General features: G+C 45.1%; 18 protein-coding genes, 2 tRNA genes and 1 pseudogene. 10 read left to right on the plus strand and 11 right to left on the minus strand.

Annotation, left to right across the window (positions count from 1 at the left end):
- Positions 1 to 36: 36 nt before the first annotated feature.
- On the plus strand, positions 37 to 1,152 hold the full coding sequence (gene ald / locus IEY09_RS16590) for an alanine dehydrogenase (RefSeq protein ID WP_037418428.1): 1,116 nt from the start codon (positions 37 to 39) through the stop codon (positions 1,150 to 1,152).
- A 251-nt stretch (positions 1,153 to 1,403) separates the two neighbouring features.
- Positions 1,404 to 2,357, plus strand: coding sequence for a thioredoxin-disulfide reductase (trxB, locus tag IEY09_RS16595; RefSeq protein WP_011622726.1), 954 nt, complete (start codon positions 1,404 to 1,406; stop codon positions 2,355 to 2,357).
- A 147-nt stretch (positions 2,358 to 2,504) separates the two neighbouring features.
- On the opposite strand, the gene rplT is transcribed toward trxB, so the two are convergent.
- The 4 genes from rplT to thrS form a co-directional block, all read right to left on the minus strand.
- Positions 2,505 to 2,861, minus strand: a complete 357-nt coding sequence (gene rplT / locus IEY09_RS16600; protein WP_006081652.1) for a 50S ribosomal protein L20 — start codon at positions 2,859 to 2,861, stop codon at positions 2,505 to 2,507.
- 16 nt (positions 2,862 to 2,877) lie between these two features.
- Positions 2,878 to 3,072, minus strand: coding sequence for a 50S ribosomal protein L35 (gene rpmI / locus IEY09_RS16605; protein ID WP_011072303.1), 195 nt, complete (start codon positions 3,070 to 3,072; stop codon positions 2,878 to 2,880).
- Between the two features lie 85 nt (positions 3,073 to 3,157).
- Positions 3,158 to 3,700, minus strand: a complete 543-nt coding sequence (infC, locus tag IEY09_RS16610; protein ID WP_011072302.1) for a translation initiation factor IF-3 — start codon at positions 3,698 to 3,700, stop codon at positions 3,158 to 3,160.
- A gap of 3 nt (positions 3,701 to 3,703) precedes the next feature.
- Positions 3,704 to 5,632 (minus strand): threonine--tRNA ligase, encoded by a 1,929-nt coding sequence (gene thrS, locus IEY09_RS16615; RefSeq protein WP_037418422.1) that lies wholly within the window; start codon positions 5,630 to 5,632, stop codon positions 3,704 to 3,706.
- 375 nt (positions 5,633 to 6,007) lie between these two features.
- Here thrS and IEY09_RS16620 point away from each other — a divergent pair, with 375 nt between their 5' ends.
- On the plus strand, positions 6,008 to 6,268 hold the full coding sequence (locus tag IEY09_RS16620; RefSeq protein ID WP_229777991.1) for a hypothetical protein: 261 nt from the start codon (positions 6,008 to 6,010) through the stop codon (positions 6,266 to 6,268).
- A gap of 215 nt (positions 6,269 to 6,483) precedes the next feature.
- Positions 6,484 to 6,684, plus strand: a complete 201-nt coding sequence (locus IEY09_RS16625) for a CPXCG motif-containing cysteine-rich protein (protein WP_011622722.1) — start codon at positions 6,484 to 6,486, stop codon at positions 6,682 to 6,684.
- A gap of 9 nt (positions 6,685 to 6,693) precedes the next feature.
- On the opposite strand, the gene IEY09_RS16630 is transcribed toward IEY09_RS16625, so the two are convergent.
- Complete coding sequence (locus tag IEY09_RS16630; RefSeq protein ID WP_055647645.1) at positions 6,694 to 7,314, minus strand: riboflavin synthase; 621 nt, start codon at positions 7,312 to 7,314, stop codon at positions 6,694 to 6,696.
- 33 nt (positions 7,315 to 7,347) lie between these two features.
- Between IEY09_RS16630 and IEY09_RS16635 the strand changes: the two genes are divergently transcribed.
- From IEY09_RS16635 to IEY09_RS16645, 3 genes are all read left to right on the plus strand, one after another.
- Entirely contained in the window at positions 7,348 to 8,727 is a 1,380-nt protein-coding gene (locus tag IEY09_RS16635) for an MATE family efflux transporter (protein ID WP_037427637.1), read from the plus strand.
- A 256-nt stretch (positions 8,728 to 8,983) separates the two neighbouring features.
- Positions 8,984 to 9,060 (plus strand) — tRNA-Val (locus IEY09_RS16640).
- Positions 9,061 to 9,098: 38 nt separating this feature from the next.
- A tRNA-Val gene (locus IEY09_RS16645) sits at positions 9,099 to 9,175 on the plus strand.
- A 444-nt stretch (positions 9,176 to 9,619) separates the two neighbouring features.
- Here the strand turns inward: IEY09_RS16645 and def are convergent.
- Complete coding sequence (gene def, locus IEY09_RS16650; RefSeq protein ID WP_037427638.1) at positions 9,620 to 10,111, minus strand: peptide deformylase; 492 nt, start codon at positions 10,109 to 10,111, stop codon at positions 9,620 to 9,622.
- 208 nt (positions 10,112 to 10,319) lie between these two features.
- On the opposite strand from def, the gene IEY09_RS16655 reads away from it, so the two are divergent.
- Both IEY09_RS16655 and IEY09_RS16660 read left to right on the plus strand, forming a co-directional pair.
- Positions 10,320 to 10,763: an MGMT family protein gene (locus IEY09_RS16655; protein ID WP_156312327.1), complete on the plus strand. Its 444-nt coding sequence runs from the start codon at positions 10,320 to 10,322 to the stop codon at positions 10,761 to 10,763.
- A gap of 127 nt (positions 10,764 to 10,890) precedes the next feature.
- On the plus strand, positions 10,891 to 11,688 hold the full coding sequence (locus tag IEY09_RS16660; RefSeq protein WP_188871943.1) for a DUF3108 domain-containing protein: 798 nt from the start codon (positions 10,891 to 10,893) through the stop codon (positions 11,686 to 11,688).
- A gap of 155 nt (positions 11,689 to 11,843) precedes the next feature.
- Here IEY09_RS16660 and IEY09_RS16665 read toward each other — a convergent pair whose 3' ends face one another.
- The gene (locus IEY09_RS16665) at positions 11,844 to 12,623 is read right to left on the minus strand and encodes a class II glutamine amidotransferase (RefSeq protein ID WP_037427643.1); all 780 of its coding nucleotides are present in this window, start codon (positions 12,621 to 12,623) and stop codon (positions 11,844 to 11,846) included.
- Between the two features lie 244 nt (positions 12,624 to 12,867).
- Between IEY09_RS16665 and fadE the strand changes: the two genes are divergently transcribed.
- Complete coding sequence (gene fadE / locus IEY09_RS16670; RefSeq protein ID WP_188871946.1) at positions 12,868 to 15,315, plus strand: acyl-CoA dehydrogenase FadE; 2,448 nt, start codon at positions 12,868 to 12,870, stop codon at positions 15,313 to 15,315.
- Between the two features lie 102 nt (positions 15,316 to 15,417).
- On the opposite strand, the gene IEY09_RS16675 is transcribed toward fadE, so the two are convergent.
- The 4 genes and pseudogenes from IEY09_RS16675 to IEY09_RS16690 all read right to left on the minus strand — a co-directional run.
- Positions 15,418 to 17,430, minus strand: coding sequence for a cation:proton antiporter (locus tag IEY09_RS16675; protein WP_188871948.1), 2,013 nt, complete (start codon positions 17,428 to 17,430; stop codon positions 15,418 to 15,420).
- Between the two features lie 296 nt (positions 17,431 to 17,726).
- Positions 17,727 to 18,839 carry an HDOD domain-containing protein gene (locus tag IEY09_RS16680; RefSeq protein WP_188871950.1) on the minus strand — a complete coding sequence of 371 codons (1,113 nt, stop codon included), beginning with the start codon at positions 18,837 to 18,839 and terminating at the stop codon, positions 17,727 to 17,729.
- A gap of 9 nt (positions 18,840 to 18,848) precedes the next feature.
- Positions 18,849 to 19,379, minus strand: coding sequence for an EAL domain-containing protein (locus IEY09_RS16685; protein WP_188871952.1), 531 nt, complete (start codon positions 19,377 to 19,379; stop codon positions 18,849 to 18,851).
- 34 nt (positions 19,380 to 19,413) lie between these two features.
- Positions 19,414 to 19,685: pseudogene (locus tag IEY09_RS16690) on the minus strand (IS5/IS1182 family transposase); the annotation flags it as partial.

The raw sequence follows: 19,685 nt of genomic DNA on the forward strand, positions 1-19,685 counted from the left end.
TTAAAAGTGGGTTTTTCAGGCAATTGAGGCTCAAAAATGATTATTGGTGTACCAAAGGAAATTAAAAACCACGAGTATCGTGTCGGTATGGTTCCTTCAAGCGTTCGCGAATTGACAATCAAAGGTCATGAAGTGTTTGTAGAAACGAATGCCGGCACGGGAATAGGTTTTACTGATCAGGATTATATTGATGCAGGCGCAAAAATATTAGCAACTGCTGCTGAAGTCTTTGCTAAAGCAGAGATGATTGTAAAGGTAAAAGAGCCTCAAGCAGTTGAACGCGCCATGCTGCGTCATGACCAGATTTTATTCACTTATCTGCATTTAGCACCGGATTTACCACAAACTGAAGATTTAATTAAAAGTGGTGCCGTATGTATCGCTTACGAAACTGTGACCGATGACCGTGGAGGCTTACCGCTGTTAGCCCCGATGTCAGAAGTGGCTGGCCGCATGTCTATCCAAGCGGGAGCGATGGCGCTGGAAAAATCTTCTGGTGGTCGTGGTATGTTATTAGGTGGTGTACCCGGTGTTGAGCCAGCTAAAGTTGTGATCATTGGCGGCGGCATGGTCGGTACTAATGCAGCGCAAATGGCTGTCGGTATGGGCGCGGATGTAGTTGTGCTTGATCGTAGCATCGATGCACTACGTCGCTTAAACATGCAATTTGGTTCTGCAGTTAAAGCGGTTTACTCGACTGCCGATGCGATTGAGCGCCATGTATTAGAAGCTGACTTAGTCATTGGTGGCGTATTAATTCCTGGTGCTGCGGCACCTAAACTGGTGACACGTAGCATGATTTCTCGTATGAAACCAGGCAGTGCTATCGTAGACGTTGCTATCGACCAAGGCGGTTGCGTGGAAACCTCCCATGCAACGACTCACCAAGATCCAACTTATATCGTTGATGATGTTGTGCACTACTGTGTAGCGAACATGCCAGGCGCTGTAGCCCGCACATCAACCTTCGCTCTGAATAACGCAACTCTGCCTTATATTCTTAAGTTAGCTAACTTAGGTTATAAAGCCGCACTGTTACAAGACAAGCACTTACTGAACGGTTTGAACGTAATGCACGGCAAACTGGTTTGTAAAGAAGTGGCTCAAGCATTAAATCTTGAGTACACAGCGCCAGCAAGTTTATTAGCCTAATCATATGAGAGCCTAGGTTCACACGGACCTACTCTGCTTTGTTCGGCCTCACTCTGTTGAGGCCGATTTTTTATGCAGATCACACATATCTTCACTCACGCCGGTTTTAAGCCATAGCCTTAGTAAACTCAGGCTGACAATTTGCCTTAGGATTCGATTAGCATAATCTAAAAGAATCACCAAACATCGCTTTACCCCTACAGGTAAATTCCCTACAATCCATGCAATTTGCTAAAAGCACGGAGAGAAAAATGAGCCAAGTCAGACATAGTAACCTATTGATTTTAGGTTCAGGTCCCGCAGGATACACAGCCGCAGTTTATGCTGCGCGCGCAAACTTAAAGCCTGTGATGATCACAGGTATGCAGCAAGGTGGTCAGTTAACGACCACAACTGAAGTTGAAAACTGGCCAGGTGATGCAGAAGACTTAACGGGTCCAGCATTAATGGAACGTATGCAAAAGCATGCGGAAAAATTTGATACTGAAATTCTGTTCGATCATATTAATGAAGTGACGCTAACTGAACGTCCTTTCCGTTTAAAAGGCGATAACGGCGAATATACCTGTGATGCGCTGATCATCGCCACTGGTGCCTCTGCCCGTTACTTAGGACTTGAGTCGGAAGAGGCGTTCAAAGGACGCGGCGTATCGGCCTGTGCAACCTGTGATGGTTTCTTCTATCGTAATCAAAAAGTTGCAGTGATCGGTGGTGGTAACACAGCCGTTGAAGAAGCACTATACCTAAGCAATATCGCCGCCGAAGTGCACTTAATTCACCGTCGCGACACCTTCCGCTCAGAAAAAATTCTTATCGACCGTTTAATGGATAAAGTCGCCAACGGCAACATTATCCTGCATCTCGACCAAACCATGGAAGAAGTGGTTGGTGATGCAATGGGTGTAACAGGTCTAAAAATGAAGAGCACCAAAGACGGTTCTATCACTGATCTAGCCGTTGCCGGTGTGTTCGTGGCCATTGGTCACAGCCCAAACACAGGGATTTTCGAAGGCCAATTAGAGATGAACAACGGCTATTTGAAGGTGCAGAGTGGTCTCCAAGGTAACGCCACGCAAACCAGTATAGAAGGTGTGTTTGCCGCAGGAGATGTGATGGATCAACATTACCGTCAAGCGATTACCTCTGCGGGTACAGGTTGTATGGCAGCATTAGATGCCGAGCGTTACTTAGACGCGAAGAAATAATCTACTGTAGGTCTTATCTAGACTCAAATAATAGCAGGCATAGGTTAACTACCTTAGCCTGCTATTTTTTATCTGCATGTTGTGGCTAAAAACAGCAACAAAAAAAGGGACCAAATGGTCCCCTCTTAAGTGCGACAAACTAATTGCTTAGTTTAACGCTTCTTTTGCTTTTTCAACTAAAGTTGCGAATACAACTTTGTCGAATACAGCGATGTCAGCCAAAATCTTACGATCGATTTCGATAGACGCCTTTTTCAGACCGTTGATGAAACGGCTGTAAGACAGACCATTTTGACGAGCTGCAGCATTAATACGTGCAATCCACAGTTGGCGGAATTGACGTTTTTTCTGACGACGGTCACGGTAAGCATATTGACCAGCTTTAGTTACTGCTTGAACAGCAACGCGGTAAGTACGGCTACGAGCGCCATAATAACCTTTAGCTAATTTTAAAACTTTCTTGTGACGAGCACGTGCGGTTACACCACGCTTAACTCTTGGCATTTTCTAATCTCCTAAATTAAGCGTATGGTAATTGACGCGCGATTGCTGGAACGTCAACTTTGGCAACTAAACACTTGTTACGTAAGTGACGCTTACGCTTAGTGCTCTTTTTGGTCAGAATGTGACGTAAATGGGCTTGCTTGCGCTTGAAACCATTAGCGGTTTTCTTAAAACGCTTCGCTACACCTCTGTCGGTTTTCATTTTAGGCATTACTAAAACTCCGCATTGGGATGTTAAATAAAAAGCAAGGCGAGCGAAGGCATATAGCCTTCGCTACTTTTATAGGTTGCCCTACTTATTTCTTTTTAGGCGCTAGCACCATGATGGCTTGTCGGCCTTCCATTTTCGGGAAAGATTCAACAACCGCATACTCATCCAAATCAGTCTTAATACGGTTCAACAGATCCATACCAAGATTTTGGTGGGCCATTTCGCGACCTCGGAAACGCAGCGTAATTTTCGCTTTGTCCCCGTCTTCCAGAAAACGTATCAGGTTGCGTAGTTTTACCTGATAGTCGTTTTCGTCAGTTCCAGGACGGAATTTAATTTCCTTAACCTGAACCTGCTTTTGCTTCTTCTTTTGTTCCTTGGCTGACTTAGCCTTATCAAACAGGAACTTACCGTAGTCCATAATGCGACATACTGGAGGTTCAGCATTTGGACTAATTTCAACTAGGTCTACACCTGCTTCATCTGCCAAATTCTGAGCATCTCTGATGCTCACCACACCAATAGCTTCACCATCAATGCCGGTTAAGCGTACTTCTGGTACACCTGTGATTTCTTCATTGATTCTATTAGGGGCCAGCTGACGCCCTGCTGTTTTCTTGATCTTTATGACCTATTCCTCCAACAATTTGAGACTACGGAGCGAAATCTGTTGATGGATTTTAGCGGCGAAATCTTCAATTCGCATCTTACCTAAATCAACGCCATCACGAGTACGCACCGCGACTTCCTTATTTTCCATCTCTTGATCGCCAACGACCAATAAATAAGGGACACGCCTTAAGGTGTGTTCGCGTATTTTAAAGCCTATTTTCTCATTCCTCAAGTCAAATGAGGCACGAATACCTTGTTCTTTGAAGAATTTGACCACTTCTTCAACATAATCAGCCTGTTTGTCGGTGATATTCATCACGACAACTTGCATTGGCGCTAACCATGTTGGGAACCGACCAGCATATTCTTCAATTAGAATACCTAAGAAACGCTCCAACGAACCTAAAATTGCACGATGGATCATCACAGGCGTTTGACGGCTATTATCTTCCGCCACATAAGTTGCACCTAAACGGCTTGGTAATGCGTAGTCAAGTTGCACTGTTCCGCACTGCCATGCACGGTCTAAACAGTCGTGCAGTGTGAACTCAATCTTAGGACCGTAGAAGGCACCTTCACCCGGTAAAATAGTGAATTCAATATTATTAGCACGTAAGGCTTGTTTCAACGCTTCTTCAGCTCTATCCCACATCGCATCGTCACCGATACGTTTTTCTGGGCGAGTTGATAGTTTTACCACGATGTTTTCAAAACCGAAGGTAGAGTAAGTATCGTATACCATTTGGATACAAGAGCTGACTTCCGCTTGAACTTGCTCTTCAGTACAGAAAATATGGGCATCGTCTTGAGTAAAACCACGTACGCGCATCAGGCCATGCAGTGAACCAGAAGGCTCATTACGGTGACAGCAACCAAATTCTGCCATACGCAATGGCAAGTCACGGTAAGATTTCAAACCTTGGTTGAAAATCTGTACGTGGCCAGGGCAGTTCATTGGCTTAACCGCATATTCACGGTTTTCACTGCTGGTGGTGAACATGGCTTCTGAGTACTTATCCCAGTGACCTGAACGCTCCCAAAGCACGCGGTCCATCATGAGCGGACCTTTCACTTCTTGGTAAGTGTATTGATTTAACTTGCGGCGAATGAATCTTTCTAACTCGAGGAAGATGCTCCAACCGTCGTTATGCCAAAACACCATGCCGGGTGCTTCTTCTTGCATATGGTAAAGATCGAGCTGCTTACCAATCTTGCGGTGGTCACGTTTAGCCGCTTCTTCAAGGCGAGTTAAATAGGTACTCAGGGCTTTTTTGTCAGCCCACGCAGTACCGTAAATACGTTGCAGCATCTTGTTTTCAGAGTTACCGCGCCAGTAGGCGCCGGCAATGCTCATCAATTTAAAATGCTGGCAAAAACGCATGTTTGGCACGTGAGGACCACGGCACATGTCAGTGTATTCTTCGTGATGATACAGAGCAGGTGTCGCATCTTTGCTGATGTTTTCATCCAGAATCGCAATCTTATATTCTTCACCGCGGGCGGCGAAGGTATCACGGGCTTCTTGCCAGCTTACAACGCGTTTCACCACGTCATAGTTGGTTTTTGCCAGTTCAAGCATACGTTTTTCGAGGGCTTCGATATCTTCTTGAGTCAGCTTATGCTCAAGATCGATGTCGTAGTAGAAGCCGTTATCGATCACAGGACCGATCGCCATCTTGGTTTGTGGCCATAATTGCTTGATTGCATGGCCTAATAAATGCGCACAAGAATGGCGAAGGATTTCAATACCTTCTTCGTCTTTAGCGGTAATAATAGAAAGTTCAGCATCGATTTCGATAAGATCGCAAGCGTCTTTGAGTTCGCCATTCACGCGACCAGCGATACAGGCTTTCGCAAGACCAGGGCCAATATCAGCGGCAACATCGAGAGTCGATACGGGATGTGCAAACTCGCGTTTGCTACCATCAGGAAGTGTAATTACAGGCATGAAATATCCTTGTCCAGTGGTGACCCACACGTAGGGCCACATGGTGATTAAGTAAAAAGAGTAATGCTCGCGAGGTTAAGACAGTACAGGAGTCTTAGCCGCCTTGCGTAGCAGGCAGTTATTCTACGGGATCGTCTTTAATACACGCAAGTTAAATGGCCCGATTGCGGGGCTTAGCGCCCAAATCGATTCATTTATTAAACCAATCCGCGAAGTTTGCCATTAATTCATCATATTGCAGTCAATCGTTCATGTGGCTGTCATCTAACGCCCCTACGCTATGCGCGTTAAATGACCGCGGGATTCTTTGTTATTTGCCATAACAAATACCGTTGCCGTCGCATCGCTGTAAATAATGAAGCAAAAGGAGTTGGTATGTTCACGAGTATCCTATTGACGGTTGCACTTAACCAAGTCGCCCAGAACCCAATCTCTGTTAACCCCATACCAAAAACACAACCTGAGCCGATAGTGGTTCAAAGCCAAACAGTACAATTCGACACCAGTGGCTTACAGGCCGATATCCATGCCGAGCTTTTGCTACAGATAGAACGACTATCGCAGGCCATTAGTGACAATATAGAGGAAGGCATATTACCGACGGCGCCCGTCGAACTGATGACTGTAAAGGATTGAGTTAACTTATACTGGTGCACATGCTTGACGGTTCTTACGCTAGAAAATTTTAGTGAAAAAAGTACCAAGCGCTGAGCTGAATGGAAAAATCTAGTTACTGAGATTTTGATACCGACTTTATCTAAGCTGCCACGGCACATTCTTGTATACTCAAACAAAGCCAGTATGAAGGCTTAGCGACAAATGTCATCCCTTCGTTAGCGAGGAGTTGCGCCATGAGGATCATGAATAAAGTCATTGCCTGCCCCCACTGCGGACACCATCAACATATTAGTATTGATGCCAGCAGCGGCGATCAGGATTATTACGATGACTGCCGAATTTGTTGTAACCCCATCCACCTGCGTTTACATGTGGATGATGCCCGCCGAACTATAGAGTTATATATTGACTCGGACGACGAGCAAATTTATTAGGCATGTTGATTAAGATTGGCCGCTAAAACGTTTAGCCAGCACACGCTCGACGGTGTCGACGATGGCTTGGGTTTGGCTGTCAATTTCGATATTTAACTCATCACCAACCTGACATTGGCCTAAATTGGTCAACTTAAGAGTTTCTGGGATCAAGTGCAGCATAAAAGTACTCTCGGTCACCTCGCCAACGGTAAGGCTGCAACCATTTACCCCAACAAAGCCTTTATAGAGAATATAATTCATCCATTTAGGATCGACGCTTAAGGTCAGATCATAATGTTGCTCGGTGTGACTAATGTGACTGACTTTTGCCTTGGTATGAATGTGTCCAGATAGGATATGGCCGCCAATTTCGCTACCAAAAGTCAGAGAGCGTTCAATGTTAACGCGCTGCCCAACGGATAAATTTGCCAAGTTAGTCAATCTTAAGGTCTCTTCCACTACATCGAAAAATACCCTATCATCAACGACCTGAGTCACCGTCAGACATACCCCGTTATTTGCCACACTTGCGCCAATTGCAAGTCCCTCATGCAAATCAGGTTTAAACGCTACCTCAAGGGTATTGAGGCCATCTTTCTTATGTATTGCAACCACCTCACAGGTGGCTTGAACTATACCAGTAAACATTTTTTGCTCGCTTATTCGTTAAAGGCTGTATTTATGAATCATTCAGGCTTTCAGGCCAAACGCTTAATTCAACTCGCACTTCCAGTGTTGATCGCCCAAGTGACACAAACCATGATGGGGTTTATCGACACGGTAATGGCGGGTCGCGTCAGTGCGGTCGATATGGCCGCAGTTGCCGTGGGAACCAGTCTTTGGTTGCCCGCAATTCTATTTGTACAGGGGCTACTGATGGCTTTTACGCCATTATTTGCCCATCACAATGGCGCAAATAATCAGAAAGCCATTCAACCTTTGGCGTTTCAAGGCGCCTACTTAGCCTTAATTGGTGGCCTTGGCGTAATGGCGTTTCTCGCATCCGCGCCACTCGTGCTCAGCCATATGAATTTAGAGCCCCAATTGTACAACTTAACCATAGGATATATCGACGGTATTTTATGGGGTGCCCCCGCATTTGTGCTCTATCAAGTATTGCGTGGTTGCAGTGAGGGGATTTCTTATACCTTACCGACTATGATCATCGGTTTTGTGGGACTCGCAGTAAATATTCCAGCAAACTATATCTTTATTTATGGTCACTTCGGCGTGCCTGCCATGGGCGGCGCTGGCTGCGGTGTCGCAACTGCATTGGTATTTTGGGCCATGTTGATCGCCATGACGATTTATATGCAGTTTCATAAGAAATTTGCCGCATTGGCACCCTTTAGCCAATTCCATCGCCCCGATTTTACCACCATGAAGAAGATGACCAAGCTCGGCATGCCAATCGCGATGGCGTTATTTTTTGAAGTAAGTCTGTTTGCGATTATCGCCCTGCTGCTGGCGCCATTAGGCGCGACTGTGGTGGCAAGTCATCAGATAGCGTTGAACTTCTCCGCTATTGTATTTATGTTGCCACTGTCGATTGGTATTGCCGTCTCGATTCGTATTGGCTACTACCTTGGCCGCGATCGTGCAGATATTTCTGCCGTGGTGGCTAAAGTCGGATTGTGGTTAGCACTATCGTTGGCCTTATCGACCGCAATCTTAACGGTGATATTCCGCTTTCAAATCGCCGAGTTATATAACAGCGATCCTGAAGTGGTGGTACTTGCTGGCAGTTTGATGTTGATGGCCGCGCTATATCAACTATCTGACTCCGTCCAAGTGGTTGCCGCTGGTGCACTACGTGGATATAAGGATACCCGCAGTGCGTTTTATATTACGCTGTTTTCCTATTGGGGAATCGGCATGACCTTAGGTTATACCTTGGCGTATACCGACTTTATCGTACCCGCCATGGGCGCCCATGGCTTTTGGGCAGGATTGATTGCAGGTCTCACCTCGGCGGCGCTGCTGTTTTTTATCCGTCTACGTTATATTCAAAAGCATGGCGTACATTTAAGTCTGATTGAAGGCGACAGCGTGCACCATTGACATAGGACATAATTAACCTGAATCAACGGCGAGCATTAGCTCGCCGTTTTGTTTAATTTCTTTTAATTTTTCAACCTTTGAAGCCTAACTTGCCGTTTTATCAGTAACTTTGCTGAAACACTGGGCAAGTTGCACAGCAATTCACCATTTGACAATAAAATTCGTTTTTTTGCTTGCCAGCCTTTCGCTATCCCCCTAATATAGCGCTCGTTCGAAAGCGAGATGCGTTTAGCGGTTTCGATATAAGTAATACAATGCACCCGTAGCTCAGTTGGTTAGAGCACTACCTTGACATGGTAGGGGTCGGTGGTTCGAGTCCACTCGGGTGTACCACTCTTTTCACAGAGTCTAAAAAGTGAAATTCAAACAGTGCACCCGTAGCTCAGTTGGTTAGAGCACTACCTTGACATGGTAGGGGTCGGTGGTTCGAGTCCACTCGGGTGTACCAAATTTTACTTTAACTCCCTAAAAAACAGCAATTTAAAATAAATATCCATCGGGATACTTACTTTTATTTGTGCCGAAGATAAAATCTTCATGCCTGTTCTAGGTTTTTCCACAAACATTCAAACATGCCCCACCCTTCGGCTCTGTCTGATTTTGCCTCTATTGCTTAATCCACATTTACCGCAATTTCCCTCTAATTCGCCGTTTTTCTGAATTTGTGCCCATTTCGTGCCAAACCTGTTGGCACAACATGCTTTTGATGATTTTTTGTTATTACCATCGTAGTTAGCCCATAGATGCTGATAACAGACTCGTTTTGCGTGTATCTAGATAAACATTCAACAATGTAACAATTTTATCACCATGAGTACGACGGGTAATGCCGCCTAGAAACAGCAAAGCCGCAATCTAATGTGCGGCTTTACAGAGCAAGACATTGGGGAAATTAGGCGTATTTACGTACCTTTTTTAAGGCGATTTGTTGCTTCAATGCCGATAAATGCTCGATAAACACTTTACCGTGTAAATGATCAATTTCATGTTGCAAAACAATGGCTAAAAAGTCGTCGGTTTCGATTTCAACCGCTTTGCCTTGTCTGTCTAAGGCGGTGACTTTGACCTTTTCGAAACGGCTCACTTTGGCGCGGTAACCTGGGATTGAAAGACAGCCTTCTTCACCCACATACTCGCCAGACTTTTCAACAATCTCTGGATTAATCAGCACTAAGGGTTGGTCACGGGTTTCGGATAAATCGATCACAATCACCGCATCTGTACTGCCCACTTGGGTAGAGGCCAGACCGATACCATCGTCAGTGTGGTACATGGTTTCGATTAAGTCATCGATAAATCCCTGAATTGCTTCTATATCTTTTACGGGTTGCGCTTTGCGTTTTAGACGTTCATCGGGAATTGTCAGAATATCGAGTACAGCCATGCCTGTTTCATCTCTTATGGAGTCAAAAAAATTGGCGCCATTATGAACTATTCCTGTGTTTTCTCAATATTCAAAACTAAATAGTTTAATAAAAATCATTACAATCGATTTTTTAGATTGACATTACGGCTTTTCAAACTAGCCTCTGTTTCACTTGGCCTTCGTTTAACGCTACACTGGCTCATCTGTTCATGTTTTACTTGGCATCATCATGCGGTTTGCAAAAGATAAGTCTCCACTTTATCGCTACTTAGAGCAAGATAAGGCTAATACGCCAGACGAGTTAGACAATACACAAGAGATACGAAGTCATGCCCTATCACCCATGGCGAAGATTTGGCAGATTGTAGCGATGATCCCGCCCGGCAAAGTGAGCAGTTATGGTAAGATCGCCGATTTCGCAGGGTTACCAGGACGCGCTCGCTATGTATCCAGAGCTCTCAAATTGGCTCCCGAACATTTGTCACTTCCTTGGCATAGAGTACTCAATAGCCAAGGAAAAATTTCCTTCGAAAAACATTCAGCCTCCTTTCAGGAACAGATGGAATTATTGCGCCTTGAAGGTGTAATGGTGAACTGTGGCAAAGTGAACTTGTCTGAATGTGAGTGGCAACCGGATATGGCAACCTTAGTGATGTCAATCCCGTTCTAATTTAATATATTGATCTAAAAACTATTTATTCCAATATAAACTCGGTTATAAACACTTAAATTTGATAGCTGAGCCATAGGGTAAGCAGTGTTAGACGCTTTCTGTTTGCGATATAAAGGAGCATTAATTGCGCACAATTCCAACGTTATTCGTGAGTCTCGCACTCACCCACAGCGTATTTGCGATGGCGGCGCCAACGCCTTTAACGCCTCAAACTGCTGAATATCAAGTTAATTATGGTGATGTTGAACTGGGTAAGGCCAAGTATCAACTGCCAGCCATAGAGGATGGCGTCTATAAGTATCGCTTCGACAGCGATCTTAGCCTGTTATTACTGACCGATGTGCGCCATGTACTGAGTGAGTTTGCCCAAGAGGGGAATCAATTATTGCCCCTGCGCTATTTGCATGAGCGCCAAGGCGTCGGCCCAAATTTTATCGAACAAACCGCCTTTGCTAAGGCACAGGGCATGATCCACACACGTTATAAGGATGAAAAAGGTAAATTCCCGTTTGAAGGCGATATTTTCGATCCCTTAATGGTGCAGCTGCAGTTTCGACTCGATATCAGCGTTGGCAAAGAAGTGCTTGATTATAAAATGATTAAATCTAACGAGCTCGATGAGTATAAGTTCCATGTGATTGGTAAGGAACGGATGACAATTGAAAGCGGCAGTTATGATACAGTCAAAATTGAGGTCGTGCGTGACAATCATAAACGCCAAACCTTCTTTTGGATGGCGCCGGATTTAGCCTACCTCCCCGTTCGTCTGACGCACTTTGAAAAAGGCAGCAAACAGCTAGATATCAAACTGCTTAAGTATCATTTCGACGATGTGCCAGTTGAAGCCGTGCCCGCTGCTGTTGATATTGAAGTTCCGACGGAGCGGAAAGTACCTAAACTCCTCGGCACAGGCGCGAATTAAGCCAGTTACACATTTATCGCAATTTAAGATGGATTTAGCGCTGTTTCTAAGATGCCGTAACAGCACAAAAAGCCAAACGTGAGTGACTCCGTTTGGCCTTTTGTGTCTTATTTAATTCCGTCAAAGTGCAATGACTGACTGTGACAGCGCCCCAATTACAAATCGATAAGCAGCTCACCTAAGCGGAACAACTTCCAATTGCCAGGCTGCATCACCTGCCAGTCTTCGTTTTCGGTGAGCGGCCGAGTAGCAATTACAGTCACGACATCGTGTGGCGTGGTTTCTTTATCAAAATCAATCACGACATCGGTATCAATTAATTTTGCCTTGCCAAACGGCGCCCTGCGGGTGATGTAACACAGATTATTACTGCAATAACTCATCAAGTATTCGCCATCGCTGAGGATCATATTAAACACCCCAAGCGCACGGATTTGTTCGGCTAGCGTTGCCACAAATCGAAACACCGCTTGCATATCTTCAGGCCGACGATCACCAAACTTGGCCGCGATTTGCTCCAATATCCAGCAAAAAGCCAGCTCGCTGTCGGTATCACCAACACTCTGATAACGAGACACCTGAAACTTCGCCTGATAATCGCTTAACTGACCATTATGAGCATAGGTCCAATAACGGCCCCACAACTCACGGGTGAATGGGTGAGTATTTTCAAGGGAAACACAGCCGCGATTGGCCTGACGAATATGGCTTATCACCACCTCGCTTTTAATCGGATAGGATTTGATCAATTTTGCAATGTGCGACTCACTACTCGGGCAAGCATCTTTAAAAGTTCTGCTGCCACGGCCCTCATAGAAAGTTATCCCCCAACCGTCAACATGGGGCCCAGTGACGCCACCACGCTGTGCTAAACCCGTAAAACTAAAAACAATATCGGTCGGCACATTGGCGCTCATCGCCAGTAACTCACACATGTTTATCGCCTTTCTCTATCCAAATATCCACAGTTTTGCATTGTAACTAGTTGATGACATTTGTGGAATGATCAAAGGTGACAAAAAATTTAAACAATTGTTTGAAAAATACTTGTATTAAAACTGCCTTAGGTTTAACTTTTATGCGACACAGGTCAGACCACAAACTATAATTGTGATCGCAATCAACAAAACTCGTTATGACCTGTGATTGGCACTCGGTCATACTTAAGGAGAAATTACAGTGACTACCCTACTTTGGATCATCGCCATGATCTTAGTGCTAGGAGCCCTAGCTTACCTTCGGGTATCTTTGCTCACTGCCACTATTGCAGCCGCTGTTGTGATGACAGCCGGATGGACACTCGATGTTGTCGGCCCTATCTCTTGGATTATCTTCCTGGTGATCGCGCTGCCCCTCAATATCAGTGCATTTAGACAAAATGTTATCAGTCGCCCACTGATGAAGATGTACCGTGGCATCATGCCCGAAATGTCTTCAACCGAAAAAGAAGCGATTGAAGCTGGTACCACTTGGTGGGAAGCCGATCTGTTTGCGGGTAACCCAAACTGGAAAAAACTCCACAACTACCCTGTTGCTCGTTTAAGTGCCGATGAGCAAGCCTTCTTAGACGGTCCAGTTGAAGAAGTGTGCCGCATGGTGAATCAACACCAAGTATCACACCAACTTGCTGATTTGCCTGCTGAAGTATGGCAATACCTGAAAGATCACGGCTTCTTCGCTATGATCATTAAGAAAAAGTACGGCGGTTTAGAGTATTCAGCCTACGCCCAATCACGCGTACTGCAAAAGCTTGCGGGTTTAAGCAGCGAGCTGGCATCCACTGTAGGTGTGCCTAACTCCTTAGGCCCTGGCGAACTGTTACAACACTATGGTACGCCAGAGCAGCAAAACTATTACCTGCCACGTTTAGCCAAAGGGCTAGAAGTGCCATGTTTCGCACTGACAAGCCCAGAGGCTGGTAGCGATGCGGGTTCTATCCCTGACTTTGGTATCGTGTGTAAAGGCCAATGGGAAGGCGAAGAAGTCTTAGGTATGCGCTTAACCTGGAACAAGCGTTATATCACCCTCGCACCTGTTGCGACTGTATTAGGCTTAGCCTTTAAACTGCGTGACCCTGATCACCTGTTAGGCGATAAAGAAGAGCTGGGCATTACCTGCGCGCTTATTCCTACAGACGTTGAAGGCGTTGAAACGGGTCGTCGTCACTTCCCGCTGAACTGTATGTTCCAAAACGGTCCTACTCGCGGTAAAGACGTATTCGTACCATTAAGCTTTATCATCGGTGGTCCGAAAATGGCTGGCCAAGGCTGGCGTATGCTGGTTGAGTGTTTATCTGTTGGCCGTGGTATCACCCTGCCATCAAACTCTGCCGGTGGCGTCAAAACCGCAGCGTTAGCAACTGGTGCCTATGCGCGTATTCGTCGTCAATTCAAACTGCCTATTGGTAAGTTGGAAGGGATTGAAGAGCCAATGGCACGCATCGGTGGTAACGCCTACCTGATGGATGCCGTGACCTCATTAACCACCACAGGTATCGACTTAGGTGAAAAACCCTCGGTTATCTCGGCTATCGTGAAATATCACCTGACCGATCGTATGCAGAAATGCGTTATCGACGCCATGGACATCCACGGTGGTAAAGGTGTGTGTTTAGGCCCTAACAACTACTTAGGCCGTGGCTATCAAGCGGCGCCAATCGCGATAACCGTTGAAGGCGCAAACATTCTGACTCGTTCGATGATCATCTATGGCCAAGGCGCAATCCGTTGTCATCCTTATGTCTTAGCCGAAATGGAGTCAGCGTTTGATACTGAGTCTGGCCAAGGTTTAGCCAACTTCGATGCGGCCATCTTCGGTCACATTGGTTTTGCGACCAGTAACTTTGTCCGTAGCTTCTGGTTAGGTCTGACATCAAGCCGTTTCTCTAACGCGCCATACTCAGATAAAACCAAACGTTATTATCAACATATGAACCGTTTCAGTGCTAACCTAGCCCTGCTATCAGACTTAGCGATGGCAACCTTAGGCGGTAACTTAAAACGTAAAGAGCGTATTTCTGCTCGCTTAGGCGATCTGTTAAGCCAATTATACCTCGCCTCTGCAACCTTAAAACGTTACCAAGATGAAGGCCGTCAAACAGACGATCTACCACTGGTACAATGGGCGGTTGAAGATGCTCTGTACAAGTTACAGGCTTCATTAGACGATTTACTGGATAACTTCCCAATGGGTCTGGGCGGCGTATTACGCGCCATCATGTTCCCATTTGGTCGTCCACTGAAACGTCCAAGCGATGTGTTAGACCATAAAGTGGCTAAGATCATGCAAACCCCTTGTGAAAGCCGTGATCGTTTAGGTAAAGGCCAATTCTGGACTAACTCTGAGCACAATGCTGTGGGTATCCAAGAGCAAACGCTGAAGGATATTCTGGCCGCCGAACCTTTATTCGACAAAGTCTGTAAAGCCAGTGGCAAACGTTTACCTTTCATGTGGTTAGATAAAGTCGCTGCTGAAGGTAAAGCCTTAGGCGTACTAAGCGACAGCGAAGTACAACTGTTGGAACGTGCCGAAATCGGCCGTATGAAGTCTATCAATGTGGATGACTTCGACCCAGCAGAGCTGCGCCCTGAAGTGATTTCTACCACTTCACAGGAACGCGCAGCTTAATCGCTAAGCTGTACTAGCTAAGCGGTACTAACTAAGCCCATCTAAATAAACAAAAGGCACTACAATCTAGTGCCTTTTTTATTTTCGTCTCACTTAACGGGCTTATCCCTTCGCTAGAGCTTCATCAGATGTATTAATGTTTTCTTGAACTTCAACCTCAGGTTGCGTTTGTTCCGCAGCCTTGATTTGCGCTTGCAGCTCAAGTCGTTGACGTTCAGCTTCAGCGTTCTCCTCGGCCTTGGCTTTCGCAAGAGCCGCTTCTTCCGCCGCTTTGGCCTGTGCAGCTATCGCCTCTTGCTCTGCAATCGCCTGTTGGATTTTCGCTTCTTCAAGGGCTTCAACGGGCAATAAACTAATCAACTCAATGCCGTTGGGGAATTGGTTGTTATTGCCTGACACAATCACAACTTTACCTTCTTTGGTTAGATACACTAACGGCAATGCCGTTTCACCATAACGTTTGCGGAAATGCTCAAAGGTGAAGTTTTCAGTTAAGTTAGTGACTTTAAGTTGCGCCCCTTTCGACATTTGACTAGCGATTTTGGCATAGGAAACCGTATCACCAAACAAACATAGCCGCTGTTTGTAAGTCTCAGATAATTGATGGCGCGCGCTGCCCTGCTCGGCATTATTAAGGCCAAAAACCTTTTTAGCGCCTAATACATCTTGAAAATAGAACGTCACTAGCGGGTTTAACTGCTTGTAGGGCGACATGATCAGCACGCGACCAATTCCTGTTAGATCCATATAGGTTTCAGCATGTTCCGAGGCAGGGTTACCAAAATAGACCGGAATATTATCCATCCGCGCAAGACGAATATTATCCCAGTTGCTGTCGGCCAGCAGCACTTTGACATCTTTGCTTTTTAAGATTTTTGCCAGCTCGCGGGAAAACTTGGAGGCACCAAAAATTAATAATCCTTGCGCCGAACCCGACGTGACCCCAAGGTATTTCGCCCAGCGGCCCGCGGTTAGGCTTTGGATCACCACGGTGCCGATAATGATTAAAAACACTAGAGGTACAATGGCTTCGGCGCCCTGCACATTGTTTGCCTCTAACTTAATGGCGAATAATGAAGACACAGCCGCCGCCACAATCCCCCGCGGAGCAATCCAACATAGGAACCACTTATCGGCCTTTGATAATGACGTGCCTATGCCAGATACCCAAATACTAACTGGCCGTGCGATCAGCATGGTCACAGCGAGTACACCAATGCCGCCCCAGCCTAAATCCAACATGGCATTCGAGTCGAGTCTCGCTGCTAACAGAATAAATAATGCGGAGATCAGCAGAACTGTCAGTGTTTCTTTAAATTCAAGGATTTCAGCAATATCCACGCCGCGCATATTCGCCAGCCAAATGCCCATCACAGTCACGGTGAGCAATCCCGATTCTTCCTGCAACAAATTTGAGCCGACGAAAATCCCCAGCATTAGGGTTAATACTGCGGTATTACGTAAATAGTGTGGCAACAAATTGTGGCGGATCACTTGGCCAATTAAGTAACCTGATGCAGCGCCTAAGCCTAAGCCAAGTGTGAGCATAGAACCTAGTGCATAGAGTACATGGCTAGTTTGATTGCCAGATACCGTTATATATTCAAACACTAATACCGCTAGCAGCGCGCCAATTGGGTCAATCACAATCCCTTCCCAGCGTAAAATACTCGCGAGCTGCGACTTTGGCCTAACGCTGCGCAGCATTGGTACTATCACAGTTGGCCCCGTGACCACCACCAACGCACCAAATAGCAGTGCAACTTCCCAGCTAAAATCCAGCAGATAAAAAGTGACGGTACTGATACAGCCCCAGGTGATCACCATGCCGATACTCACTAAGTGAGTCACCATGCGGCCATGATCTTTAATCTCTTTAAAATTGAGGGTTAATGCGCCCTCAAACAGGATCACGGCAACGCCTAGGGAAATAATCGGAAACAGTAAATCCCCAAATATTGCATCGGGATTTAATACTCCAAATGCTGGACCTAGTAGTAAACCACAGAGTAGTAGCGGTAAAATTGCTGGTAATCTCAACTTCCAACCAAGCCATTGACAAAAAAGCGAAAGCACGCCGATGAGTGCTAGCATCCCAGTGATTTTTTCAACCATAAAACATCCTTTCGTTAGGTGAGGCATGCGATTGTGGATTTAACCTAACACGCTTTTTCATTCAGGAAAATAAACGGTTAATGATAACAATAGCAGTAAAAAGCACGCTCTAGTGATGCAAATAAGTTAGATGATATTCAACTTTATTCGCATACCAAGGGAGTTCGAAGGGTTACATTGCTATATAGGAAACACGAAAGCGACAGAGAATAAAGTTGCAGTCTATTCAGCAAGTTGGGATAAGTTAGTGATCGAATAAATATGTAAGATCTAAATGCCCACAAATGTATCTTGAGTTAGAGATTAGCTAATTTTAGTTTTATTTGCTCATCGGGTAGCTTATTCAATATTTCATCGGGGATTCTGCCGTGATATTTAGTGGCATAGTGTGCCAAGCATAATAATAAGGCTAGATTATGTTCAACATTACTCACCTCAGGCTCTGCGCTGGATAAAATGTTGTCACATAAGGATTCGCTATACCCCCAAAGCGTTAAAAGATAGGCTGATATAGAGACGATGAGTTTTCTCACTGGCCACTCCGTAAATTGAGTCGCAAACGAATCTTGCCAAATACGAGATGCCAAAATCAACTCACCTATTGACGACATTAAAGCGGCAATAAATAGCTCTTCTTGTAGACTCTTTTGTAAATTAAGTGCTTTAGCGATTTTTTGAGCGTTAAGCGCTAACTGATACGCATGTTCGTTAATTCTACTCTGTGCAGACTTATCAATAATCGACGTCGCCGATTGCTCAATGGCGATAGAACTAATAATCGCGCTAGTTAAATCCACCCCTAAGCGTTTGATAGCCTCTTCAATTGACAGTGTTGTGCGGCTAAAACCCAAAAACGCAGAGTTTGCGAGTTGTAATAATTTGGCGGTAATAATTGGTTCGTGGGCAATAAGATCAACAATATCGGCGGCTTCGGATTGCTGATTTAGAAGCACTTTGCGGACCTGTTGCACTATGTCTGGCAGTGGCAGTAATAAAGCACTTGCGCCCAACATTGCTCTAACGTCTTGGGAGAATGGCAATTTATGAACCCGTTCCACAGCGGTCAGAAGTTGTACAATATCCTGTTCATTGAAGGGTTTACTCAATACAAAATGAGCCGTTTTGCCCGCTTTGCATACTACTTCCTCTGTCGTGTCACCTGTAAGTAACGCTCTAATTGCCTGGGGATAATGTTTTGAAACCTCAACGAGTACCCTATCGCCATTAACATCAGGCATTAAATAATCGCAGATTATAAGATCGACATTAACATCATTAGCTATAGATTTTGCCCAGTTTAGGCCATCCTCCTCAGTCCAAAACTGCCAGTCAGGTCTCAGTCTTTTCGCTAGCCGTAAGAGAGCTCTAAGCATAAAACTGTCATCATCAACAAAGAGTACATTAAACATAACTCTCTCCTAAGCCATTGTGGCTGAAAGACTTTCAAAAGAAGCCAATAGCGCTAAATACTCCTCTTCAGATTGCGGTTTAGAAATGCAGTATCCTTGCACTACATCACAACCTAAGGATTTGACAATATTGAGTTGGTCCAATGTTTCAATACCCTCGACAACCACTTTCATGTTCAGATCATGTGCTAACCTGACCACATTAGCCACTAAACTTTCAGTATTCAAATTACTTTCAATATCGAGCACAAGTGAACGGTCAATTTTTAGTACATTAATAGGCAGTTTACTCAAGTAACTCAAAGATGAATAACCGGTACCAAAATCATCTATCGCAATACTGATACCGAGTTCAGCAATCGCCTTAAGGGTGATCGCACAATCTTCAAGGTTATTAAGCAAAAAAGTTTCGGTTAATTCAAATTCTAAATCTGTAGGTGAAACGCCTGTCAGCTGAATATGATGCTTTATCCAGTGAATAAAATCAGGCTCAGTTAACTGTCGACCAGATATATTAATGGCTTTGTTTCCTAAATCGATTCAGCGAACAAAGCCCCTCATAATCGTCTAAATATCAAACTACACGGTAAGTTACAGGCATGCCTAGCCCTGTAAGCTTGTTCAAAGCCTTTATCATCGCGTAAGTTTCTCCCACCTGACCGTTATAATTTCGCAGGCTCAATCTACCACCAAGTAATTGCTTTACCCTGTACATGGCAGTTTCTGAGATTGACCGCCGATGATAACCATACCGTTTTTTCCACTGCTTATTTGAACCATAAAGCTGTTGCCAACTGACCGCTAAGTTACGCGGATGTCCGTGTTCCCAGAGTGCAGCACCTTCCC

The organism is Shewanella xiamenensis (assembly GCF_014647135.1).
Taxonomy (GTDB): domain Bacteria; phylum Pseudomonadota; class Gammaproteobacteria; order Enterobacterales; family Shewanellaceae; genus Shewanella; species Shewanella xiamenensis.